Annotated in this window: 22 protein-coding genes; 15 read left to right on the forward strand and 7 right to left on the reverse strand. The window is 66.8% G+C overall.

Annotated features, from left to right (window positions below; genetic code table 11):
- The coding region (locus tag ACMV5O_RS20065) for a pyruvate kinase alpha/beta domain-containing protein (RefSeq protein ID WP_416165115.1) at positions 1 to 327 on the forward strand (327 nt) is incomplete at its 5' end.
- Between the two features lie 69 nt (positions 328 to 396).
- Here the strand turns inward: ACMV5O_RS20065 and ACMV5O_RS20070 are convergent.
- Positions 397 to 1,548 (reverse strand): glycerate kinase, encoded by a 1,152-nt coding sequence (locus ACMV5O_RS20070; protein WP_416165116.1) that lies wholly within the window; start codon positions 1,546 to 1,548, stop codon positions 397 to 399.
- Positions 1,549 to 1,692: 144 nt separating this feature from the next.
- Complete coding sequence (locus ACMV5O_RS20075; protein WP_416165117.1) at positions 1,693 to 2,859, reverse strand: sugar diacid recognition domain-containing protein; 1,167 nt, start codon at positions 2,857 to 2,859, stop codon at positions 1,693 to 1,695.
- Between the two features lie 153 nt (positions 2,860 to 3,012).
- On the opposite strand from ACMV5O_RS20075, the gene ACMV5O_RS20080 reads away from it, so the two are divergent.
- The 3 genes from ACMV5O_RS20080 to ACMV5O_RS20090 all read left to right on the forward strand — a co-directional run bounded on the left by ACMV5O_RS20080 (position 3,013) and on the right by ACMV5O_RS20090 (position 6,709).
- Positions 3,013 to 4,395 carry a class II fumarate hydratase gene (locus tag ACMV5O_RS20080; protein ID WP_416165118.1) on the forward strand — a complete coding sequence of 461 codons (1,383 nt, stop codon included), beginning with the start codon at positions 3,013 to 3,015 and terminating at the stop codon, positions 4,393 to 4,395.
- Positions 4,396 to 4,632: 237 nt separating this feature from the next.
- The gene (locus tag ACMV5O_RS20085) at positions 4,633 to 4,851 is read left to right on the forward strand and encodes a glycine zipper 2TM domain-containing protein (protein WP_416165119.1); all 219 of its coding nucleotides are present in this window, start codon (positions 4,633 to 4,635) and stop codon (positions 4,849 to 4,851) included.
- A 250-nt stretch (positions 4,852 to 5,101) separates the two neighbouring features.
- A complete protein-coding gene (locus ACMV5O_RS20090) occupies positions 5,102 to 6,709 on the forward strand; it encodes a peptide chain release factor 3 (protein WP_416165120.1) in 1,608 nt (535 codons plus the stop codon).
- On the opposite strand, the gene hemG is transcribed toward ACMV5O_RS20090, so the two are convergent.
- Positions 6,710 to 7,231, reverse strand: a complete 522-nt coding sequence (hemG, locus tag ACMV5O_RS20095) for a menaquinone-dependent protoporphyrinogen IX dehydrogenase (RefSeq protein WP_416165121.1) — start codon at positions 7,229 to 7,231, stop codon at positions 6,710 to 6,712.
- Between the two features lie 24 nt (positions 7,232 to 7,255).
- Entirely contained in the window at positions 7,256 to 7,639 is a 384-nt protein-coding gene (locus ACMV5O_RS20100; RefSeq protein WP_416165122.1) for a hypothetical protein, read from the reverse strand.
- Here ACMV5O_RS20100 and ACMV5O_RS20105 point away from each other — a divergent pair.
- A complete protein-coding gene (locus ACMV5O_RS20105) occupies positions 7,548 to 7,745 on the forward strand; it encodes a hypothetical protein (RefSeq protein WP_416165136.1) in 198 nt (65 codons plus the stop codon). The genes ACMV5O_RS20100 and ACMV5O_RS20105 overlap by 92 nt on opposite strands.
- A 264-nt stretch (positions 7,746 to 8,009) precedes the next feature.
- Here ACMV5O_RS20105 and ACMV5O_RS20110 read toward each other — a convergent pair whose 3' ends face one another.
- The gene (locus ACMV5O_RS20110; protein ID WP_416165123.1) at positions 8,010 to 8,999 is read right to left on the reverse strand and encodes a recombination-associated protein RdgC; all 990 of its coding nucleotides are present in this window, start codon (positions 8,997 to 8,999) and stop codon (positions 8,010 to 8,012) included.
- Positions 9,000 to 9,109: 110 nt separating this feature from the next.
- Complete coding sequence (locus tag ACMV5O_RS20115) at positions 9,110 to 9,577, reverse strand: SRPBCC family protein (RefSeq protein ID WP_416165124.1); 468 nt, start codon at positions 9,575 to 9,577, stop codon at positions 9,110 to 9,112.
- Positions 9,578 to 9,664: 87 nt separating this feature from the next.
- On the opposite strand from ACMV5O_RS20115, the gene ACMV5O_RS20120 reads away from it, so the two are divergent.
- Positions 9,665 to 10,399, forward strand: coding sequence for a 16S rRNA pseudouridine(516) synthase (locus tag ACMV5O_RS20120; protein ID WP_416165125.1), 735 nt, complete (start codon positions 9,665 to 9,667; stop codon positions 10,397 to 10,399).
- A gap of 51 nt (positions 10,400 to 10,450) precedes the next feature.
- Here the strand turns inward: ACMV5O_RS20120 and ACMV5O_RS20125 are convergent, their stop codons facing one another.
- A complete protein-coding gene (locus ACMV5O_RS20125) occupies positions 10,451 to 11,410 on the reverse strand; it encodes a hypothetical protein (RefSeq protein ID WP_416165126.1) in 960 nt (319 codons plus the stop codon).
- Positions 11,411 to 11,831: 421 nt separating this feature from the next.
- Here ACMV5O_RS20125 and earP point away from each other — a divergent pair, with 421 nt between their 5' ends.
- The 9 genes from earP to ACMV5O_RS20170 all read left to right on the forward strand — a co-directional run bounded on the left by earP (position 11,832) and on the right by ACMV5O_RS20170 (position 20,964).
- Entirely contained in the window at positions 11,832 to 13,022 is a 1,191-nt protein-coding gene (gene earP, locus ACMV5O_RS20130) for an elongation factor P maturation arginine rhamnosyltransferase EarP (RefSeq protein WP_416165127.1), read from the forward strand.
- A gap of 65 nt (positions 13,023 to 13,087) precedes the next feature.
- Positions 13,088 to 13,645 carry an elongation factor P gene (gene efp, locus ACMV5O_RS20135; protein WP_416165128.1) on the forward strand — a complete coding sequence of 186 codons (558 nt, stop codon included), beginning with the start codon at positions 13,088 to 13,090 and terminating at the stop codon, positions 13,643 to 13,645.
- Positions 13,646 to 13,797: 152 nt separating this feature from the next.
- The gene (locus tag ACMV5O_RS20140; protein WP_416165129.1) at positions 13,798 to 14,313 is read left to right on the forward strand and encodes a hypothetical protein; all 516 of its coding nucleotides are present in this window, start codon (positions 13,798 to 13,800) and stop codon (positions 14,311 to 14,313) included.
- Positions 14,314 to 14,341: 28 nt separating this feature from the next.
- Entirely contained in the window at positions 14,342 to 15,493 is a 1,152-nt protein-coding gene (locus ACMV5O_RS20145; protein WP_416165130.1) for a glutaredoxin family protein, read from the forward strand.
- 174 nt (positions 15,494 to 15,667) lie between these two features.
- Positions 15,668 to 17,062, forward strand: a complete 1,395-nt coding sequence (locus ACMV5O_RS20150) for an MATE family efflux transporter (RefSeq protein ID WP_416165131.1) — start codon at positions 15,668 to 15,670, stop codon at positions 17,060 to 17,062.
- A gap of 75 nt (positions 17,063 to 17,137) precedes the next feature.
- Entirely contained in the window at positions 17,138 to 19,585 is a 2,448-nt protein-coding gene (locus ACMV5O_RS20155; RefSeq protein ID WP_416165132.1) for a 2OG-Fe(II) oxygenase, read from the forward strand.
- A gap of 37 nt (positions 19,586 to 19,622) precedes the next feature.
- The gene (locus tag ACMV5O_RS20160) at positions 19,623 to 19,865 is read left to right on the forward strand and encodes an AbrB/MazE/SpoVT family DNA-binding domain-containing protein (RefSeq protein ID WP_416165133.1); all 243 of its coding nucleotides are present in this window, start codon (positions 19,623 to 19,625) and stop codon (positions 19,863 to 19,865) included.
- Positions 19,865 to 20,197 (forward strand): endoribonuclease MazF, encoded by a 333-nt coding sequence (gene mazF / locus ACMV5O_RS20165; RefSeq protein ID WP_416165134.1) that lies wholly within the window; start codon positions 19,865 to 19,867, stop codon positions 20,195 to 20,197. Before ACMV5O_RS20160 ends, mazF begins: the two co-directional genes overlap by 1 nt.
- Positions 20,198 to 20,340: 143 nt before the next feature.
- On the forward strand, positions 20,341 to 20,964 hold the full coding sequence (locus tag ACMV5O_RS20170) for a glutathione S-transferase (RefSeq protein ID WP_416165135.1): 624 nt from the start codon (positions 20,341 to 20,343) through the stop codon (positions 20,962 to 20,964).
- The last annotated feature ends 566 nt before the right edge of the window (positions 20,965 to 21,530 follow it).

Raw genomic sequence — 21,530 nt, forward strand, 5'->3', positions numbered from 1 at the left:
GCGATCGCCTCGCTCACCCAGACCGGCTCGACCGCGCTGTGGATGAGCCGGCTCAATGCCGGCGTGCCGATCTACGCGCTGACGCCCGAGCCGGCTGCCCACGATCAGATGACGCTCTACCGCGACGTGCGTCCACTTCTGATCGAGCAGCACAGCAGCGACCGCGACCGCCTTCTTTGGGAGGCGGAACAACTGCTGCTGCGTCGCGGCATCGTCAGCCGGGGCGACCTCATCGTGCTCACGATTGGCGAACCGATCGGCACTACCGGCGGCACCAACACGATGAAGATCGTGCGCGTCGGCGAGCATCCCGAACCCGCCTGCTGAACACGCGGCACGCCCCGGGCGCTGCAGCCGGGGCGGATCACCCTCCTGCCTACTGTCGGCGAGCCGGCCTCAAACGCACATGCCGCCCGCCGCCCCGATGCGCAGCATCGCCGCCACGTTGCGTGCGGTCAGCTCGACGTTGGCGGCGGCATCGCGCAAGGCCTCGTCCAGCGAGCACGGCTTGCTCAGCACGCTGAACACCGCGTCGATGCCGTGCTCGTGCACCACGCCGACCTTTGCGCCGAGCGAGCCGGCGATGCCGATCACCGGCTTGCCATGGCGCTTGGCGACGCGGGCGACGCCGATCGGCGTCTTGCCATGCACGGTCTGGAAGTCGATGCGGCCCTCGCCGGTGATCACCAGGTCGGCGTCGCGCACATGGCGCTCGAGATCGACCGCGGCGGTGACGATCTCGATGCCGGGCTTGAGCGTCGCGCCGAAGAAGGCCAGCATCGCCGCGCCCATGCCGCCGGCCGCGCCGGCGCCGGGCACCTGATCGACCGCCACGCCGAGGTCGCGCTCGATGAGGCGGGCGAGGCGGGCGAGGTTGGCATCCAGCGTCTGCACCATCTCCGGTGTGGCGCCCTTCTGCGGGCCGAATACGGCAGAGGCGCCGCGTGCGCCGGTGAGCGGATTGTCCACGTCGCAGGCGACCTCGATGCGACATTCGGCCAGGCGCGCGTCGAGCCCGGAGACGTCGATGCGCTCGACGCGGGCGAGATCGCCACCGCTGCCGTCGACATCCCGGCCCTCGGCGTCGAGCAGGCGGGCGCCCAGCGCCTGCACCATGCCCGCACCACCATCGTTGGTGGCGCTGCCGCCGATGCCGAGGATGAAGCGGCGCGCACCGGCATCGAGGGCGGCACGGATCAGCTCGCCGGTGCCGCGCGAGCTGGTGCGCAGCGGGTTGCGCTGCGCCGGCGGCACCAGCATCAGGCCGCTCGCCGCCGCCATCTCGATCACCGCGGTCGCGCCGTCGCCGCTGAGGCCGTAGAAGGCCTCGACGCGCTCACCGAGCGGGCCCGTGACGGCGACGGCCTCCCGCCGCCCGCCGGTTGCCGCGACCATGGCGTCGACCGTGCCTTCGCCCCCATCGGCGACCGGCACCAGCACGTAGGCGGCATCGGGGAAGACCTGGCGGAAGCCGGCCTCCACCGCCTGCGCCACTTCCAGCGCGGACAGGCTCTCCTTGTATGAATCGGGGGCGATGACGATCTTCATTGGGTGTCTCCGGTCGATGTGGGCATCGCGTCGGCCCTTGAAGCGCGCCGCGTGGAGTGAAAGTCTAGGCGCTTTTCCCTGTGGTGTATTGGTGCACAAATACAATAAACATCAAAAACGAACCGTATTTATTGTGCACAACGCCTAATTACCCGCCTCATTGAGCTCGAGGCCGATGAACAGCAGCAGGCAGTCGTCCAGCCGCGCGAGGTCAAGCCCGGTGATGTCGGCAATGCGGCGCAGGCGATAGTCGAGCGTGTTGCGATGCACATGCAGGGCTTGCGCGGCGGCGGCCGTCTTCATGTCATGGGCGAACCAGGTGGCCAGCGTGCGTCGCAGCAGTCCGTCGCGATCGTGCGCCGCCAGCCGCTGCAGCGGGCGTTGCAGCTCGTCGGCACGCCAACCCTCGGCGAGGCCGGCAAGCAGCACGGCCAGCGTGAGGTCGGCATAGCAATGCACGTCGGCCGCAGGCTGGCGGCGGCGGCCGACGCGCAGCGTGGCCCGCGCCGACTGCCAGGATCGCTGCAAGCCCTCGCTGCCGGCAAAATGGCCGCCGAGGGCAAGCTGCAGCCGCACGGCGCCGTCGCCGGATAGCCGCTGGCGCAGCGACTCCAGCCGCGCACGCAGGCGGCCCGGGTCGCTCCTGCCCTCGGCCGCAGGCGAGCCGGACGACAGCGGCAGCAGCACGACCAGCTCGCGCAAGGACACAGCGGCCCACAACAGGTCCGAGTCGGGCGTCGATAGCCGCGCCTGCAGCCGCTGCTGCTCGGCCAGCACGGCGTCTGCAGGCAGCGCGGAGGCGTCGATCTCGATCAGTACCGCCACCCGCGGCAGACCCAGGTCGACCCGCAGCCGCCGCGCCCAGTCCTCCAGCGCCGGCGTGGCCGGCGCGGCACCGATCAGCTGCAGCACGAGTTCCTCGCGCAGACGCAGGTCGCGTGCGAGCACCTGCATCAGGCGTGCCTGCTCGAGCATGGTCTCCGCCGCCATGCGCACCAGTTCGGCATGCTGGCCGATGGCCGCGGGTGCGCCGCTCAGGCCCACCACGCCGACCACCCGGCCCTCGGCGCGCAAGGGCAGGTTGATGCCGGGGCGGGCATCGTGCAGCCGTCCCGCCAGCACCTCGTCGATCTCCACCGCCCGCCCCTGGGCCAGCACCAGCAGCGCGCCCTCGTGCCGGCTGCCGATGCGGCTGCGCTCGCCGCTGGCGATGATCAGGCCACGCTCGTCCATCACGTTGACGTTGGTGTGCAGGATCTCCATCGCCCGATCGACGATGGACTGGGCGAGCGACGCGTCGAGCAGGAACATGGCGGCGGACCGGCAGCGGAAAGCATCACATGCTGCCGCGCGGCGTGCGGCGGAACAAGAGCAGGCGCAGAATCGCGGCGAGGCCGCCGGTGCGCCCTTGGCGCCGGCAGCTCCGCCCGCCGCAGCGCACCCGACACACACGTGGAGGACATCATGACCCGCATCGAAACCGACAGCCTCGGCCCGATCGACGTCCCTGCCGAGGCCTACTGGGGCGCGCAGACCCAGCGTTCGCTGATCAACTTCGCGATCGGCGGCGAGCGCATGCCGCTGGCGATCGTCCATGCCCTCGCGCTGGTCAAGAAGGCTGCCGCACGCGTGCATGCGCGCAGCGGCGAGCTGCCCGCCGAGCTTGCCGACCTCATCGGCCAGGCGGCCGACGAGATCCTTGCCGGCCAGCTCGATGACCATTTCCCGCTGGTGGTGTGGCAGACCGGCAGCGGCACGCAGAGCAACATGAACGTCAACGAGGTCATCGCCGGACGCGCCAACGAACTCGCCGGCCAGGGCCGGGGCGGCAAGGTGCCGGTGCATCCGAACGACCACGTCAATCGCGGCCAGAGTTCCAACGACTGCTTCCCGACCGCCATGCACATCGCCGCCGCGCGCGCGGTGCATGAAGACCTGCTGCCCGCCATCACCGAGCTGTCGAACGGCCTCGCGGCGCAGGCCGAACGCCATGCCGACCTCGTCAAGACCGGGCGCACCCACCTGATGGACGCGACCCCGATCACCTTCGGCCAGGAGCTGTCGGCCTTCGTCGCCCAGCTCAATGCCGCGGCGCACGCGATCCGCAGCACCCTGCCCGCGGTGTGCGAACTGGCCCAGGGCGGCACCGCCGTCGGCACCGGACTCAACGCGCCAACCGGCTTCGGCGACGCGATCGCGGCCGAGCTTGCGGCGCTGACCGGCCTGCCGCTCGTCAGCGCCCCGAACAAGTTCGCCGCGCTTGCCGGCCACGAGCCGCTGGTCGCCCTGTCGGGTGCCCTGAAGACGCTGGCAGTAGCACTGATGAAGCTCGCCAACGACCTCCGCCTGCTCGGCTCCGGGCCGCGCGCCGGGCTCGCCGAGCTGAGGCTGCCGGCCAACGAGCCGGGCAGCTCGATCATGCCCGGCAAGGTCAATCCGACCCAATGCGAGGCGCTGTCGATGCTCGCCTGCCAGGTCCTCGGCAACGACGCCACGATCGGCTTCGCCGCCAGCCAGGGCCACCTGCAGCTCAATGTGTTCAAGCCGGTGATCGCGCACAACCTGCTGCAGTCGATCCGCCTGCTCGCCGACGGCTGCCGCAACTTCCAGCGCCACTGCGTGGCCGGCATGGAAGCCGACGCGGCGCGCATGGCCGAGCACCTCGAGCGCAGCCTGATGCTGGTGACCGCGCTGAACCCGCACATCGGCTACGACAAGGCGGCGCAGATCGCCAAGAAGGCGTGGGCCGAGGGCACGACACTGCGTGCCGCCGCCCTTGCGCTCGGCTTCACCACCGCCGAGCAACTGGACGCCTGGCTTCGGCCGCAGGACATGCTCGGGCGCTGAATCCTGCATCCGGATGTAATCGGCGCCCGGCAAGCCGCCGCGCCGGCAGCGGCGACGGAATCTCCCCGCTTGCCTGCGCATGGAGTGAATCGAGCACACACCCGGGCCGGGTGACGGGAAACAATTGGAAACGCCCGGCCGGGATCCCGGCGCGCATCCGGCACTCATAATCCACACATCCCAACGGCAGGTCAGCGACCCTTTGCCCTGCGCACCAACAAGCACAAGGAGCTCACCATGAATACCCGGACCCTGATTCCCGCCCTGATGCTCGCTTTCGCCGCCACCGGCTGTGCAACCTGGGAAGGCATGTCCTCGCGTGAAAAGAGCGCCGCGATCGGCGCGGGCGTGGGCGGCGTAGCCGGCGCAGTCGTCACCGATGGCGGCGTTCTGGGCACCGTGGGTGGCGCAGCGATCGGCGGCGTCATCGGCGACCAGGTCGGCAAGCAGCGCTGACCGAAGCGGGCAGCGCGCGCCAAGGCACACTCGCCCTCTCTTTTCCGCTCTCCTCATTCGGGGCACGGCGACCTTTCGGGGTCCTCGTGCCCCGTTTTTGTGCCTGTGGCGAGATGCGCGAGCCCCACATCCGCCTCCTCACCGCCACCGCCGGTGGTGCCTCGGAAGCCCCTGATTCCTTGATAGAATCGCGCCTGTCCCGCCGTGCCCACCCTTGCGCAGGCGGTTTTCTTTTTGCCGGCGAACCCTGATGACCACCGCTCCCTACCCACCCGAACTGCTGCGCGACGTCGAAAAGCGCCGCACCTTCGCCATCATCTCCCACCCCGACGCGGGCAAGACCACGCTGACCGAGAAGCTGCTGCTGTTCGGCGGCGCGATCCAGCTCGCCGGCACCGTCAAGGCGCGCAAGTCCGCCCGCCACGCCACCTCGGACTGGATGGAGGTGGAAAAGCAGCGCGGCATCTCGGTGACCAGCTCGGTGATGCAGTTCGAGTACCAGGGCCACACCATCAACCTGCTCGACACCCCGGGCCACGAGGACTTCTCGGAAGACACCTACCGCGTGCTCACGGCAGTGGATGCCGCGGTGATGGTCATCGACGCCGCCAAGGGGGTGGAAGCGCAGACCATCAAGCTGCTCAACGTCTGCCGCCTGCGCAACACGCCGATCATCACCTTCGTCAACAAGCTCGACCGCGAGGTGCGCGAGCCCTTCGAGCTGCTCGCCGAGATCGAGGACGTGCTCAAGATCACCTGCGCGCCGGTGACCTGGCCGCTCGGCATGGGCAAGGCCTTCCGCGGCGTCTATCACCTGCTGCAGCAACAGGTGCTGACCTTCACCCCAGGCGAGGAACGGCGCAGCGACGGCGAGATCATCAAGGGCCTGGACAACCCCGAGCTCGACAAGCGCTACCCACTCGAGATCGGCCAGCTGCGCGACGACGTCGAACTCATCGACGGCGCCTCGCCGCCCTTCGACCTCGACGCCTTCCTCGCCGGCCAGCAGACCCCGGTGTTCTTCGGCTCCGGTATCAACAACTTCGGCGTGCAGGAGATCCTGCAGTCGCTGATCGACTGGGCGCCGCCGCCGCAGGCGCGCGACGCCGGCACGCGCATGGTGCAGCCGGCCGAGCCCGCCTTCACCGGCTTCGTGTTCAAGATCCAGGCCAACATGGACCCCAAGCATCGCGACCGCATCGCCTTCTTCCGCATCTGCTCGGGGCGCTACAGCGCCGGCATGAAGGTGCGCCACGTGCGCGCCGGGCGTGACATGAAGCTCGCCAACGTGCTCACCTTCATGGCCAACGAGCGCGTGATCATGGAGGACGGCGTGGCCGGCGACATCGTCGGCATCCACAACCACGGCCAGCTGCAGATCGGCGACACCCTGACCGAGGGCGAGAACCTTGGCTTCAAGGGCATCCCGTATTTCTCGCCGGAAATGTTCCGCGCCGCGCGCCTGCGCGATCCGCTCAAGTCCAAGCAGTTGCAGAAAGGGCTGCAGGAGCTGGGCGAAGAAGGCGCGATCCAGGTCTTCGAGCTCGAAGGCGGTCAGATGCTGCTCGGCGCAGTCGGCGTGCTGCAGTTCGAGATCGTCGCCCAGCGTCTCAAGGACGAGTACAAGGTCGACGCCATCTTCGAGCCTGCCGACATCCATACCGCGCGCTGGCTGACCTTCCCCGACGACGTGACGCGGCGCAACTTCGAGCGCGAGCAGGCGCTGCGCCTGGGCAAGGACATCGACGGCAACCCGGTGTATCTGGCCACCAGCCGCTACAACCTGGAAGTGACCGCCGAGAAGTGGCCCAAGGTCACCTTCCACGCCACCCGCGAGCACGGGGAAGTGCTGGGCTGATCAGGCCATGACGCGCCGCGCAAAGGCCTCGACCTGCGCCCAGTCGGTGAAGTCGGTGACCGAGCGCGGGTCGGTGGGGCCGCCGGTGATCCACATGATCAGGCGGATCATGTGGCGCTCGAAAAAGCCGTAGCGCGGATAGTCGACCTTGCCGCCGAACACCTCGACCTGCTGCGGCTTCCAGCGAATCTGGCGCAGGAACTTGCGCACGTAAGGGTTCGTGTCGGGCTGGCGTTTGTGCGGCTTGCGGCCCACCGCATTGACCGAGAAGAAGGCGTTGGGCCGCGCCTCCAGCGCGGCCTGGTGGCGGTCGATGAAGGTGCTCACCGCGGGCCGGTGACGGCCGTAGCGGATGCTGGCGCCGATCACGATACGGTCACAGGCCTCGAGCCGCTCGACCGGCACGTGCTCGACCTCGGCGAGCTCGGCCTCGTGCCCCGCCTCACGTGCAAGCTGCGCGATGCGCTCGCAGATCTCGAGCGTGTGACCGTCGATGGTCGAATAGACGATCAGCAGGCGCATGCTCGGTTGTCACTCGCTTGCCGTTCATTTGCCAGTGAGGATGCCCTCGACCACCTTCTTACCCTCGGAGTAGAGCGCAATCTGCCCGTCCGCGAGTTCGACGTTCATGCAGCCGGTGTTGCCCTTGAGCTTGCCGTCGAGCCATTCGCGGCAGTAGCGGGCTTCGTCATCCACCCACCAGCGTGCCTTGGCGCCGGTGGTGTCGGTCAGCGTGCCATCGGTGCCGAACTTCAGCGTGTAGGCCGTTTCGGTACGCAGATAGACGCCGATCAGGGTCGCACCGCCGAGCAGCTGCTCGACCTCGGCCTTGCTGGTGATGAAATCCTGCGCCATCGCGGCACTCGCCGCCGCGGACAATGCCAGCGCTGCCAGCACAGTGCGCGCCCTGTTCCCGTACTTGGTCTTCATGGTGATCCCTTCGGTGGATTGTTTCGATCAGCAAAGCGCGATTCTGCACCCTGTTCCGCCGGGCGTCATGCCCGGCGTGCTTGCCGAAGAGGTGGACAAGCTGTGATCCGGAGCAGGCAGGATTGTGGATAAGGTCTGATTCAGCGCCGAGGACGATTTCCATCAACAAACCGTCCCGCGCTTCGAGGCGCCTTATCCAGACTCTTCTACATCATGCAAGCCATTGTTTTTGATCTACTAAAGTCACTTTTCCACAGAAACGCGCGGTACACCATGTTTACAGTCTTTTAAATATATAAAACCTCTGTACACCAAAGAAGGAAGCGCCATGTGAGCCTGGCGCTTCGTCGAAACGGACTTCAGGACAACATCAGAAAGGCGGATCGTCCGCCGCCACGTGGGTCGTTGCCGTCGCAAACGAGGACGGTGCCAGACTGGCCTCCACTTTCGATTCCACCGGCGTCATGGCGATCTCGCCCCCCAGCGCCTGCACGACGGCCGGCAGCAGGTGCGTCAGCTCGCAGGTCATCAGCGCGAACTCGGCGTTGAACAAGGCCTCTGCATCCTCCTTCTCGCCGTCGATCTGGTCGCGCACGACGTCGAGGAAGTCCACCCGCTTGATCTCGAGCTTCTCGGTCAGCACGAAGCTGACACGGTCATCGAAGGTCAGCGCCAACCGGGTCGGCAGCTTGCCGGCTTCCAGATGGCCCTTGACCTCTTCACCTTCGAGCGTGTGGCGCACATAGCGCACCGCGGCCTTGTCCTCGCTCACCGAACGCAGTTCGCAGTCCTGGTCGATGGTGAAGCCGGCTGGCGCCTCGCCACCGGCCAGCCAGTCGGCCATCGCCGACATCGGTGACAGCTCGGTGCGCAGCAGCGTGAGCGGGAAGCTGTCAAGGGTGTGGCGCATTTGCTCGAGCATGTCCTCGGCCTTGCTCTGGCTGGCGGCGTCGACCACCAGCCAGCCATGGACTGGATCGATCCAGGCGAACATGCGCCGCCGCCGGGTGAAGGCGCGCGGCAGCAGCTCCTGCGTGACCTGCTCGCGCAACTCCTTCATCTGCTTGCGGCCGAGCTTGTAGCCCTGCTGCTCGGCCAGTTCCTCGGCGCGTTCATCGGCCTCCTGCTTGACCACCGCGGACGGCAGCAGGCGGTGCTCGAAGCCCAGGCACACCAGCCACTGGTCGCCGACGGCATGCACGAGCTGCTCATTGCCCAGCGGCGACAGCCAGCCGCGGCTTTCCATGTCCTGGCTGCCGCAGGGGTGAAAGGGCTTTTTGGCGAGCTGCGCCTCGAGGCGCTCGGCGCTCATGTCCCAGTTGGCGGGCAAACGATAGATCTGCAGATTCTTGAACCACATGAGGGAGGTTTCCTGTTGGTGAAGGGCAATCTGGTGCGCCTGCCGGCCGGGGCGCCATGGCCTCGGCCGCAAAGGCTGCGGGTCGGCGCCCGCGTGAAACGAGGGAAGGCTTACTGCGCCAGTCCGCCGGATTCGGCGATCATGCGGATCACGCGCACCGTATCGACGTCGGACTGGTGATAGGCGGAACGCACGAACTCGGCATAGCGGGCGTCATCACCGCCTTCGGGCAAGGTGGTGTGATAGCGGAAACGCAGGAAGAGGGCACCCGGTTGGGGCTCCTCGATGCTGATCGTCAGGCTGCCGCCGGCATGGTCGGCATTGGCCTCGGACTCGAAGCGGATCCAATGCAGGACCTCGAAGGTGACGCGGTCGCGGATCACCGCCGAGCCGAAATCCAGGTCGCGCACGAGCAGGTCGTCGCTGCGCTCGATGATGTGGCAGGCCTCCAGGCCGGGCAGGAAGGCGCGCGCATCCTCGGCCCGGCACAACAGCCCGAACCACAGTTCTTCGCGCGTCAGCGGGTCCTGGAGGGGGTTGTTGAGGTCGTTGACCTCGATCAGGTGTTCGAACTTCACGTGCATCTCCTGGGCGCCCGCGGCACGGCACGCGACCGGCAGGGGCAAGCCGGCAGTTTACCCGCTCGCACCCCCAGCCGGGATACCATGCAGCCCATGCAACTCGAACGCATCCTCCACGCTCAGGGCTTCGGCAGCCGCAAGGAATGCCGTAGCCTCATCCGCGCCGGCCATGTCAGCGTCGCCGGCACCCCCTGTGAAGATCCTTATGCCGATTTTGACCCTGGCAGCCTCGATGGTTCGCCGGGACTGGCGTTCAGTGTCGGCGACGAAGTCTGGCGTTTCCGCGCCCGCGCCTATGTCATGCTCCACAAGCCGAGCGGCTACGAATGCTCGCAGAAGCCGACCTTTCATCCCTCGGTGTTCACGCTGCTGCCGCCGCAACTGCTCGCACGCGGCGTGCAATGCATCGGCAGGCTGGATCAGGACACCACCGGCCTGCTGCTGCTGTCGGACGACGGGCAGTTCATCCACCAGTGGAGTTCGGGCAAGAAGCGCACGCCCAAGCTCTATGAGGTGACGCTGAAGCACCCGGTCGACGAGACTTTTGCCGCGAAGCTGGTGGCGGGGGTCGAACTGCACGACGAGCCCGCGCCGATTGCTGCCACCGCCTGTGAGCTGACCAGCCCGACGACCTTGCTGATGACGCTCTGCGAGGGCAAGTACCACCAGGTCAAGCGCATGGTCGGCGCCGCCGGCAACCGGGTCGAGGCCTTGCATCGCAGCCGCGTCGGCGGGCTGACGCTGGATCCGGCACTGGCGCCCGGACAATGGCGCTGGCTGGAGTCGGCCGACCTGCAACAGCTTGCCGATTACGCCTGAGGACACCGTCCCCCACGGACTGCGCCGCCGCCGCCCGTGGGCTCGGATGCATCAGAAGCGCATTTCCAGATTCAGGCCGAGCGCCCACGAGCGTTCGCGCTCGCGTTCCTCACGCTGCGGCCAGTAGTGGCCGACGATGAACTCGCCGATCAGCCAGTCGCGATAGACGGGCTGGACCCACTTCATGCGCACGCCGTATTCATCGACGTTTTCCTTGGCGCCGGTCTCGCCGGTGACGACCATCTCGCCGGACAGCATGCGGTCGTCGCCGAAGCGGCGGAACAGCCCGAGACTGCTGCCCCAGGCGAAATCATCGGTCTTCTCGGTGATCGTGGCCGCGTTCTGCCACTGCAGAGAGAGCACCGGCGTAAAGGCATGTTCGTAATCGAAAGCGGTGGTTGAGCCGAACTTGTCCTTGTTCGTCCAGAAAATCGTTTCGCGAAACTCGATCCGATCCTGTGCGCTCAATTGCCACTGCTTGCGGTAGCGCACCTGGGTGAACACCTTCAGCCCGCCACGCACACCGACGCGAAAGTCGAGGTTCTCGCGGAAGCCCACGCCCAGGCCGGCGAAACCGGTTTGTTCGCTGCGCTGGTTTTCGAGCAGCAACTGTTCCCGGGTGAAGGCTTCCGATTGGTCGGAAACCAGCTCGCGCTCGTTCTGCCGTCCGACGAACACATAGGCGCGGTCCTTCAGGTTCGGCAGATCGAAGCGGGCGCGAAAGCGCACGTTGGTATCGAAGCCATCGTCCTGCCGCCACAGCGTGCGCAGCCCGAGACGCCCATGGGTGACGCGGCCCCCATCCTCGAAGGGACGGTCGCCAAACCAGTCGTTGACGGTTTCTCCGAGCCACACGGAAAAACCGCGCACCTGTTCGCGACTTGTATCGAGGATGCCGATTTCCTGCTCGGGCGTTTCGGCTGATGCAGTGTCCTTGCCGTTGCCGTCGGCCGCCTGCGCGTTGGCGCAGAGCACGGCGAGCAGCACAGGAATGGCCAGACGTGGTGACACGTTCGAGTCCCCTTAAAGCACGTACGGTGGACCGCGCCGCATGCCTGCGGTCCGCAGATGAGGGTTCGCTTCTTATGCCTTGAGCGTTGTGCTGCCGATTCTAACCGCAAGCGGTGGTGCTTGCCCTGTCGATCTTGCCGCTGCGCTTGGGGCAGCGATGGCTCGGCAGGGGGCGGATCGCGGACGTCGGTTTGTTCTGATGTTTTTATATTGATTTAAACAACAAAGAAGTTAACAGTGACCGAAAATCTGTGGATAAATCAGCTACGCCCTTTGCTTGCAAGGCTTTCCGCGGTCTAACAAGGGGTTGATAAGCCCCTTGGTGGCGTGTGGCTGTTTTGTTCATGCATTCGCGCCCATTCGTGCTGGGCAGCCTTATTCACAAGCCTTCCCGCAATTACCCTCAGGATTGTTCACGCGCATGGTCCCCGCTGCCCTTCACACCCGTCCCGCCTGGGAGATCTTCTGCCAGGTTGTGGATAACTTTGGGGATATCGGCGTCTGCTGGCGGCTGGCGTGCGATCTGGCGCGGCGCGAGGGCGCGCCGGTCCGCCTCTGGGTCGATGACTGGGCCGTGCTGTGCCGGATCTGTCCGTCCGCCGCGGACGGCGATCGCGAGCACGGCCTGCTTGTCGAGGGCGTGGAGCTGCGCCACTGGGTCGAGCCCTTTCCCATGCTCACGCCGGGCGAGGTCGTCATCGAGGCCTTCGCCTGCGAGCTGCCCGACGCCCACCTGCAGGCGATGACCCGACTGGCGGTGAAGCCGGTGTGGATCAACCTGGAGTATCTGTCGGCCGAAGACTGGGTGGCGGGCTGTCATGGCCTCGCCTCACCGCATCCCCGGCTGCCGCTGGTGAAGCATTTCTTCTTTCCGGGTTTCGATGCCGCCAGTGGCGGGTTGCTGCGCGAGCCGGACCTGCTCGTGCAGCGCGACACCTTCGTCGCCACGCCCGCCGGACGGCGAGCCTGGCTTGCAGCCCGTGGTCTCGACCGCCTCCCCGACGACACCTTGTTCATCTCGCTGTTCGCCTACGCGCAGCCTGCGCTCGGCGAGTTGCTCGCGGCCTGGCAGGCGGGTCCGCGGGCGGTCGCCCTGCTGGTGCCGGAGTCGCGCGTGCTGGGCGATGTGGCGCAGGCGCTCGGCCTGAAGGGCCTGCAGGCGGGGGAGTCGGTGACGCGCGGTCGGCTCAGCGTCTTCGCGCTGCCATTCTCCGATCAGGCGGGATACGACGAGCTGCTGTGGAGTTGCGCACTCAACTTCGTGCGCGGCGAGGACTCCTTCGTTCGCGCGCAGTGGGCCGGCCGCCCCTTCGTATGGCAGATCTACCCGCAGGCCGAGGATGCGCATCGCGACAAGCTCGAGGCCTTCCTCGCGCGCTACTGTGCCGGCTGGCCCGTCGCCGAGACCGACGCCCTCGCCGGCTTCTGGCGGGCCTGGAACGGCTTCGATAGCGACGGACCCGGCCTGGGCGAGGCCTGGTCACGCCTGGCTGCCGTACTGCCGGCGCTCGATGCGCATGCGCAGCGGTGGTGCGAAGGGCAGGCCGCTCAACCCGATCTCGTGAGCCGCTTGACAGAATTCTGTTTCCACATCAAGGGCGCCCCGGGGTAGAATCGCGCGCTAATTTTTTCAAGGACATGCGGCCACGAGCCGCGTCGGATCATTCAGGAAACAGCATGAAAACCGCTCAGGAACTCCGCTCCGGCAACGTCATCATGGTCGGCAGCGACCCGCTGGTGGTGCAGAAGGCCGAATACAACAAGTCCGGCCGCAACGCCGCCGTCGTCAAGATGAAGTTCAAGAACCTGCTCACCGGCGCGCCGTCGGAGTCGGTCTACAAGGCGGACGACAAGTTCGAGGTGGTCGTGCTCGATCACAAGGAAGTCACCTACTCCTACTTTGCCGACCCGATGTACGTGTTCATGGATGCCGACTACGAGCAGTACGAAGTCGAAGCCGACAACATGACCGATGCGCTCAAGTACCTCGAAGACGGCCTGCAGTGCGAGGTGGTGTTCTACAACGGCAAGGCGATCTCGGTCGAGCTGCCCAACAGTGTCGTGCGCGAAGTCATCTACACCGAGCCCGCCGTCAAGGGCGACACCTCGGGCAAGGTCATGAAGCCGGCCAAGATCAACACCGGCTTCGAGCTGCAGGTTCCCGCCTTCGTCGAGATCGGTGACAAGATCGAGATCGATACCCGCACCGACGAGTACAAGAACCGCGTCAAGTAAGCACCGCGCGTTCTCTGTACAGCACGAATGGGCCCGCAAGGGCCCATTTGCTTTCCGGATGTTGCAGTGTGGAATCCGTCCATTGTTTTCCCCGTCGGATTCCGTAACCTCACGGCTACACCCCTCCACTGCCCATCCCTGTGCCGACCACCATGAAAGCCCTGCCTGCCCTGCTGTCCGTCCTTGCCCTGAGCCTGCTTGCGGCCTGCTCGCCCGAGCCTGTACAGGAGGCGCCGAAGACGGCCGACACACCGCCCGCCGCCGAGCAATCGCGGCAGGATGCCAAGGAGGCGAGCCGCGAGGCGGTCGAGGCGGCGCGCGAGGCGGCCGGCAAGGCGGGCGAAGCCGCCAAGAAGTTCAGTGAAGCGGGTGCGGCCGCCGTGCAGGCCGTCGTCGAAACCACCGAAGAAAAGGTCCGCGAAGGCATCGAGGCGGCGGCCGGCAGCGATGAGACCGTACGCGATGCCAAGGAAGCCGCCGAACAGGCCGCACAGCGGATCGCCGAGGCCACCCGTGATGCGGCGCAACGCCTGAAGGAAGTGGGCAAGGGCGCGATCGAAAGCGTGCGCCCGAAGACGGAGGCCGCCGGCGATGCCGCCGAGCAGCCGCCGGCACCCGTCGAGGAACGCAGCCCGGCAAGCTCCGCCGAGGGTGAGGCCACGCGCTAAGCCAGACATCCGGGAAAGCAGGGCGAGCATGCCTTACGCGATCCTGGTGCGCCTGCTGCTGTGCGGCCTGCTGCTGGCTGCCGTCGGTGTGCCCGCGCGAGTGCTTGCCGCAGCGGATGCGCCGGGCGATACGGCCGCCGCGGTCGGCGTGCTCGAAGTGTTCGTGCGCGACGGCTGCCCGCACTGCGCCGATGCCAAGCGTTTCCTGGCCGAACTGGCCGTGCAGCGGCCCGGACTGGCGATCGTCTATCGCGAGGTGGACCGCGACCCCGCCGCACGTGATGCCCTGATCGAGATCAGCCGCCAGGCCGGTGCCTGGCCACCCGGCGTGCCCACCTTCGTCTTCGGCGCGCAGGTGCTGGTCGGTTTCGACGATGGCGAGCACGTCGGCGCCGAGCTGCTGCGCCTGCTCGACGAGGCCGCGCCGCAGGCGCCGCCCGGCACGGTCGAGTCAGGCCTGTTCGGCACGCTGCGGGCGAGCGAGCTCGGCCTGCCACTGTTTACGCTGGCGCTCGGCCTGCTCGACGGCTTCAACCCCTGCGCGATGTGGGTGCTGCTGTTCCTGCTGTCCTTGCTGGTACGGCTCAAGGACCGCCGACGCATGGTCCTGGTGGCGGGCACCTTCGTGTTGGCCAGTGGCGCCGTGTATTACGCCTTCATGGCGGCCTGGCTCAACGTGTTCCTCTTCGTCGGCATGACCGAGGCGCTGCGCGTGGGGCTGGCCGGGCTGGCGATGCTGATCGGCTTCATCAACGTCAAGGACTTCTTCGCCTTCCGCCGCGGGCTGTCTCTGTCCATCCCGGAGGCGGCCAAGCCCGGCCTCTACGCGCGGGCGCGCGCGATCCTGAAGGCCGAATCCCTGCCCGCCTCGCTCGCCGCGGTGGCAGTACTGGCGGTGGTGGTCAATTTCGTCGAGCTGCTGTGCACCGCCGGCCTGCCTGCGATCTATACCGCGGTGCTGACCCAGCATGAGCTGTCACCGCTCGCGCACTACGCCTACCTCGGCCTCTACATCCTCGCCTACATCGCTGACGATGCGCTGATGGTCGGCGCCGCGGTGCTGGCGCTGGGCAGCGGCAAGCTCGATGAGCGCGGCGGGCGCCGGCTCAAGCTGCTGTCGGGTGCGGTGATGCTGGCGCTCGGGCTGGTGATGCTGCTGCGGCCGCAATGGCTGCTGTAGCGCGGCCCAAGGATTGAGCGGACGCGGCCCGTGCCGCGCGCGCATGGCGAATCCAGGCGGACGCGATTCGGCGTGCATTGTTCGTCAAACAACAACGATCTGATCGCGCCCGCCCTCTTTATCCCTGGCCGGCAAACGGCGATCATCGGCGACCGCCCTCCGTCCGCCCCGAGCATGAGCGATCCCGCTGCCTCCCCTCCTGCCTCCAGCAGCCGTGCCATCGTCGCCCAGCTCCTGCACCACGCCTGGCCGGTGCTGATCGCCCAGCTGCTGTCGATGACGATGATGGTGGCCGATACCGTGATTGCCGGCCGATACGGCACCGAAGACCTCGCCGGCGTGGCCATCGGCAGCAGCTACTACATCTCGGTGGTGATGCTGCTCACCGGCACGCTGCAGGCGGTGGCGCCGACCATCGCCCACCACGTCGGCGCGCGCCGCCAGGAGGCGATCGCGCCGGCGCTGCAGCAGGGCTTCTGGCTCGCGCTGCTGCTCGCCGTGCCCGGTGTGGCCCTGATGCTCAGCCCCGGCTGGCTGCTCGAGCTGGCCAGCGTGCCGCCCGCCGTCGCCGCCAAGGCCAGCGACTACCTCGCCGCCACCGCGCTCGGCCTGCCGGCGCTGCTGCTGTACCGCACCTTCTACGCCTTCAACAACGCCGTCGGCCGGCCGCGGGTGCTGATGGTGATCAGCGCCATCGTCATGTCCACCCACATCCCGCTGGCCTGGGCGCTGACCAACGGCGCCTTCGGCCTCGCCCCGCTGGGCGGCATGGGCTGCGGGCTGTCGACCGCGATCGTCAACTGGCTCGCCTGCGCCTGCGGCCTCGCCTATCTGGTCCTGAACCCCGGCTACCGGCCCTACCGGCTGTTTCACGCCTGGCAGCGGCCGCAGCGCAAGCCGCTGGGGCAGCTGCTGCGCCTCGGCCTGCCGATGGGCCTGTCCACCTTCATCGACATCAGCTCCTTCACCCTGATCGCCATCCTCGCCGCCCGCCTCGGTACCGAGACCGTGGCCGGCCACCGCGTCATCGCCAACTTCACCGGCATGATCTACATGCTGCCCTTGTCGCTGTCGATTGCCACCATGGTGCTGGTCGGCCAGTCCGCCGGCGCCCAGGACTGGCAGCGCGCCCAGCGCACCGCGCGGCTGGGCATGAAGCTCGCGCTCGGCTTTGCGCTGCTGATCGGTGCGCTGCTGTGGGCGTTGCAGAGGCCGCTGGTGGCCTTCTCGACCACCGACCCGGCGGTGCAGGCGGTGGCGCTCGGGCTGGTCGTCTGGCTGCTGCTCTACCAGGCCTTCGACGCCCTGCAGACGGTGGCCGCGCATGCGCTGCGCGGCTACAAGGTCACCCTGCTGCCGATGGTGGTGCATACCTTCTGCTTCTGGGGCATCGGCCTGGCCGGCGGCTACTGGCTGAGCTTCCATGCCCCCTGGCGCATCGATGCGCCCTCGGTGGCCGGCTTCTGGCAAGGCTGCGTGCTTGCGACGCTGGTGGCGACCTTCGTGTTCGGCGCCATGCTCCGCGGAGTGGCGAAGCGGCATGTGCGGGAGGCGGTGCCGGCGTCCTGATATGGCAACGTCCCTCAAGATCGACGACGCGCTGGAAAGTCGTGTCCAGCACCTGGCCGCACATTGCAATGGATCATGCTCGAAGGGCTCCGGCGCTTCCTTGGTGAGAGGGCGCCAGACGCCGCGAGGCGGGCCGCATTGGTGTCAATCGAGGTGATCAGGCAGGCGGCAAATCTGATCACATGCCAGACTTCGCCTCCGTCCAAAAGCACAGAGGAAATCCGCTCCATGCCAGGCATCAACCAAACGCTGGCCGAGATTCTGGCTACGGTGCAGCGACCGGGTGATTTCTATTTCTCGGGGCGACAGGAGATCTTCGCGCCGCGCATCAGCGTCGACGGCGTCGGCACGGTCGCCTTACCCCTGCTGCCCCAGCAGGCGGTGGCACTGGCTGCGGTCGCCGAGCGGGCCCCTTATGGGCGTGGCCCCGACACCCTGGTCGATAGCGAGGTGCGACGCACCTGGCAGATCGACGCAGGTCACGTCCAAATTGGCGGCCGGCACTGGGCGGTAAACCTGCAGGCCATCGTGTCGCGCTGCGCCGAGGGTCTCGGCGTACAGGGTCCGGTCAGCGCGGAGCTGTACAAGATGCTGGTGTATGACGAGGGCAGCTTCTTCCTCGGCCATCGCGACACCGAGAAGCTGCCTGGCATGTTCGCCACCCTGGTCGTCGTGCTGCCCTCGGAGTACGCCGGCGGCGAGCTGCTGATCCGCCATCAGGGGCGCGAGGTGTGTCTCGCGCTCAACAGCGAGGACGCCGCCGAGGTCGCCTTTGCGGCCTTCTACGCCGACTGCTGGCACGAGGTTCGGCCGATCACCGCCGGCTGCCGCCTGGCGCTGATCTACAACCTGGTCCGGCCGGGGCGCGGTAAGCGTCTGCAGCCACCGGCCTACGACGCCGAGGTCGACCAGGTCGCTGCGCTGCTCGCGCAATGGCGGTGCGAGCTGGCGGCTGGATCGGCGCAGGTGCCGGCGAAGCTGATCTATCCGCTCGAGCACGTCTATACCGCGGCCGAGATCGGATTCGGGACGCTGAAGAACGCCGATGCCGCGGTCGGCGCACTCTTGGTGAAAGCCGCGCAGAAAGCGCAGTGTGACCTGAGCCTGGCGCTGGTCAATATCGAGGAAACGGGTAGCGCAGAGGAGGTCTATTACCGCCGCAGTCGCCACCACTACCCTGACAGCGACAGCGAAGAGTTCGAGATGGGCGAGGTCTTCGAGCGCCGGCTCGTGCTGACTGGCCTGCGCGCGCCGGACGATTCCCGTGCCGTGCTCCAGCGCTTGCCCTTCACCGAGGACGAGCTGTGTCCGCCCGAGGTGTTCGCCGATGCCGAGCCGGACGAGGTGCAGTTCTTCGAGGCCACCGGCAATGCCGGCGCTACCTTCGAGCGCAGCTATCGCCGCGCGGCGCTGGTGCTGTGGCCGAGCGAACGCCGGCTGGCCCTGATCGTGGCGGCCGGGCGTGATGTGTCCTTGCCCTCGCTGGCCGATCTGGTGCGGCGCTGGCAGCAGGGCGGTTCAGAGCAGCAGGCGATGGCCGACTTGTGGCATCAGGCGCACGAGCTTGCCGGCCTTATCGTCCGCAACTGGTCCGAGCGGCAGCCCTGGGAGCGGGCGAGCGAATCCGCAGTCCGCTTTCTCGAAGCGGTCCGAGGGCTGGAGGACCGTGAAGCCCTCCTGGCCTTCATCGATAAGGTGACTGTCGGCGCTGACTACCAACAAGGCGACAACGCCGGGCTCGTCTCCGCCCTTACGCTGCTGTCGCCGCTCGAGGCTGCCGACACGGTGCACCGCATCGTCACCGCCAATGCCGCGCGCGATCCCGCGGCCTGTGCCGAGCTGCTGCGCATGATCAGCGAGGCCCTTGGTGCGACGCACGATGCCGCGGCCACCGCTGCCTTGCAGCAGGCGGCGGCGGACTTGATCGCCGCGCTGCCCGGGCAGCCGGCGGCGGTTGCCCGCGGTGCATCCAGACAGGTGCGACCGACGTCCGCGCTGGTCGTCGATCTGCTGCAGGCGAGCTTCGCCCTGCAGGCGGATGGTGTCGCTCATCGCCTGGTTGCTGATGTCCTTGCCAATCCGGACGTCTTTCCAGCGGACCCGGTTCTCGTCCCTGCCGCCTTGGCGCTGGTCGCGGCGACCGAAGCGCAACGGTCCTGGCCGCCGATCCGCGAATTGAGGGGCGCATGCCGCAATCACCTGGCCCGGCGCATCGCCGAGCCGCTGCAGCCGCCCGCAGACTTCTCACGTCCCAGCCAGGTTCGCTGCCGCTGCCCGAACTGCCTCCAGCTCGCCCACTTTCTGGCCGACCCGAAGCGCAAGCAGTGGGTCTTGAAGGCGGCCGAGGCGCAGCGCAGCCATGTCGAGGACTCCATCCGGCGCGATGCCTGCGATGTCGACACCGAGACCCTCCGCCACACCCGCCCGTACGAGCTGCGTTGTACCAAGAACCAGGCCAGCTACCAGCGCCGGGTCGAGCAGCGTGAGCGCGATCTGCAGAATCACGCACATTTGCTGGAATAAAGTATCAACAATGTAGATCTATTTTGGAGCAGGCAACATGCAACTCACCGTGAAGAAATGGGGCAACAGCGCGGCTGTTCGTATCCCCGCCGCCATCATGGAGGCGGCACATCTGAAGCTCGACGCCCCAGTCGATGTGCGCGAGGAAGACGGCCGCATCATCATCGAACCGTTGGCGCACAAGCGTTACGACCTGGATGTCCTGCTCGCCGGCATCACCGCCGACAACCTGCACGCCGAGGTGGGCACGGGTCCGGCGATCGGCAACGAGATCTGGTGATGCCGCGTGCCTTTGTGCCGGATGCCGGAGACATCGTCTGGCTGCAGTTCGACCCGCAGACAGGTCACGAACAGGCGGGACATCGACCCGCGCTGGTGCTGAGTCCCGCGGCCTACAACGGCAAGACGGGCTTGATGCTGTGCTGTTCCATGACCACGCAGATCAAGGGCTATTCGTTCGAGGTGCGCATTGCCGGCGACACCGACAGCGCCGTACTTGCGGATCAGGTCAAGAGCCTCGACTGGCGGGCGCGACGCGCCAAGCTGAAGGGCCGCATCAGCGCCGCCGAGCTGGCAGAAGTGCGTGCAAAGCTGGTGGCGCTGGTGGGTTGATCGTGGGCCGGCTGCGACAGCGGCATGCCCTTGCATGCCCCCGCTGCGTAGCCTATACGTATGTCCTGCAGTACCCGCTTTGCGCTGCCCTGATCGCAAGACTCCCCGAGCCACAACGCCGCACGCTGGCAGGACAAGGACCCATGGACAAACTCAAGCTTACCTATTTCGACGTCTCCGGCGGACGGGCAGAGCCCGCACGCCTGGCTCTGCGCCTCGGCGGTATTCCGTTCGAGGACGAGCGTTTTGCGTTCGGTGATTTTGCCGAGGTGCGCAAGACCACACCGCTGGGCCAGGTGCCGACGCTGCACGTCAATGACGTGCAAGTCACCCAGAGCGACGCAATTACGCGCTATGCCGGAAAGCTGGCCGGGCTTTACCCCGAAGACCACCTTCAGGCCTTGTTCTGCGACGAAGTGATGGGTGCCCTGGAAGACATCAACACCAAGATCGGGGCGACCTTCGGATTGACTGGCGATGCGCTGAAGCACGCCCGCGAGGGCCTGACGGCCGAAGTATTGCCGCGGTATCTGTGCTGGCTGCAGAACCAACTCGAAAGCCACGGCGGCGAGTTCTTTGCCGACCATCGCCTGACCGTCGCCGACCTCAAGGCCTTCGTCATCCTGCGCTGGCTTGGCTCCGGCAAGCTCGACCACATTCCAGCCGACCTGGTCGAGACCGTGGCGCCGAAGCTTGCGGCCTTCAACGACCGGATCGCCGCGATTCCTGCCATCGCCCAGTACTACGAGTCGCGCGGCGCGTCGTGATCCGGATCAATGCGACGAAAACCTGTCGCTCGCCTGACATTCTGCGAACCGGAACCTCTGCCCCGGAAGAGCTTCGGTCGTGTCCGTGCGTACGGGGCAGGTTCCTGAACCGACTGGTCGAATCAAGTGGGGTTCGTCGAGGCGGCGGGAACGTGCCTCCAGGCGCACAGGTAGTCGGTTTAGTGGCAGGCAGCCTATGCCATTACTTGACATCATCTGGAGCGCGCCATGTCCCTCAACGTCTTGTGTGACAGTTTCGGTGCGCAGCGGTGTTGCCGTTTCTGTGACGACGGCAACAGATTTGCGGAATTCGGATCACCCCGTGGCCCGAGGATGACTATGATTGCGCGATCCCGGTGCACGGGTGGTGTAGAAAGTTTTTCCCGATGATTTTCCTACGGTTCATACAAGGAGCAGATCATGAGCAAAACGAAACTTGTTGGTGCAATTTTGTTGACCTTGGGCATGACGGGTACTGCCCTCGCACAGCAGGGCTATCGCACTCGAATGACATGCACTTCCTGAAAATCTTCAGAAAAGTCGTTCACGTTCAATAGGTTATGCAG

Source organism: Thauera sp. WH-1 (assembly GCF_047806685.1).
GTDB lineage: Bacteria > Pseudomonadota > Gammaproteobacteria > Burkholderiales > Rhodocyclaceae > Thauera.

Bases quoted from the DNA above. Each gene is read 5' to 3' on its own strand.
- ACMV5O_RS20070 (WP_416165116.1), bottom strand. From the start codon at position 1,548: ATGAAGATCGTCATCGCCCCCGATTCATACAAGGAGAGCCTGTCCGCG.
- ACMV5O_RS20075 (WP_416165117.1), bottom strand. From the start codon at position 2,859: ATGTTCCTGCTCGACGCGTCGCTCGCCCAGTCCATCGTCGATCGGGCG.
- ACMV5O_RS20080 (WP_416165118.1), top strand. From the start codon at position 3,013: ATGACCCGCATCGAAACCGACAGCCTCGGCCCGATCGACGTCCCTGCC.
- ACMV5O_RS20085 (WP_416165119.1), top strand. From the start codon at position 4,633: ATGAATACCCGGACCCTGATTCCCGCCCTGATGCTCGCTTTCGCCGCC.
- ACMV5O_RS20090 (WP_416165120.1), top strand. From the start codon at position 5,102: ATGACCACCGCTCCCTACCCACCCGAACTGCTGCGCGACGTCGAAAAG.
- hemG (WP_416165121.1), bottom strand. From the start codon at position 7,231: ATGCGCCTGCTGATCGTCTATTCGACCATCGACGGTCACACGCTCGAG.
- ACMV5O_RS20105 (WP_416165136.1), top strand. From the start codon at position 7,548: ATGAAATCCTGCGCCATCGCGGCACTCGCCGCCGCGGACAATGCCAGC.
- ACMV5O_RS20100 (WP_416165122.1), bottom strand. From the start codon at position 7,639: ATGAAGACCAAGTACGGGAACAGGGCGCGCACTGTGCTGGCAGCGCTG.
- ACMV5O_RS20110 (WP_416165123.1), bottom strand. From the start codon at position 8,999: ATGTGGTTCAAGAATCTGCAGATCTATCGTTTGCCCGCCAACTGGGAC.
- ACMV5O_RS20120 (WP_416165125.1), top strand. From the start codon at position 9,665: ATGCAGCCCATGCAACTCGAACGCATCCTCCACGCTCAGGGCTTCGGC.
- earP (WP_416165127.1), top strand. From the start codon at position 11,832: ATGGTCCCCGCTGCCCTTCACACCCGTCCCGCCTGGGAGATCTTCTGC.
- efp (WP_416165128.1), top strand. From the start codon at position 13,088: ATGAAAACCGCTCAGGAACTCCGCTCCGGCAACGTCATCATGGTCGGC.
- ACMV5O_RS20140 (WP_416165129.1), top strand. From the start codon at position 13,798: ATGAAAGCCCTGCCTGCCCTGCTGTCCGTCCTTGCCCTGAGCCTGCTT.
- ACMV5O_RS20145 (WP_416165130.1), top strand. From the start codon at position 14,342: ATGCCTTACGCGATCCTGGTGCGCCTGCTGCTGTGCGGCCTGCTGCTG.
- ACMV5O_RS20150 (WP_416165131.1), top strand. From the start codon at position 15,668: ATGAGCGATCCCGCTGCCTCCCCTCCTGCCTCCAGCAGCCGTGCCATC.
- ACMV5O_RS20155 (WP_416165132.1), top strand. From the start codon at position 17,138: ATGCTCGAAGGGCTCCGGCGCTTCCTTGGTGAGAGGGCGCCAGACGCC.
- ACMV5O_RS20160 (WP_416165133.1), top strand. From the start codon at position 19,623: ATGCAACTCACCGTGAAGAAATGGGGCAACAGCGCGGCTGTTCGTATC.
- mazF (WP_416165134.1), top strand. From the start codon at position 19,865: ATGCCGCGTGCCTTTGTGCCGGATGCCGGAGACATCGTCTGGCTGCAG.
- ACMV5O_RS20170 (WP_416165135.1), top strand. From the start codon at position 20,341: ATGGACAAACTCAAGCTTACCTATTTCGACGTCTCCGGCGGACGGGCA.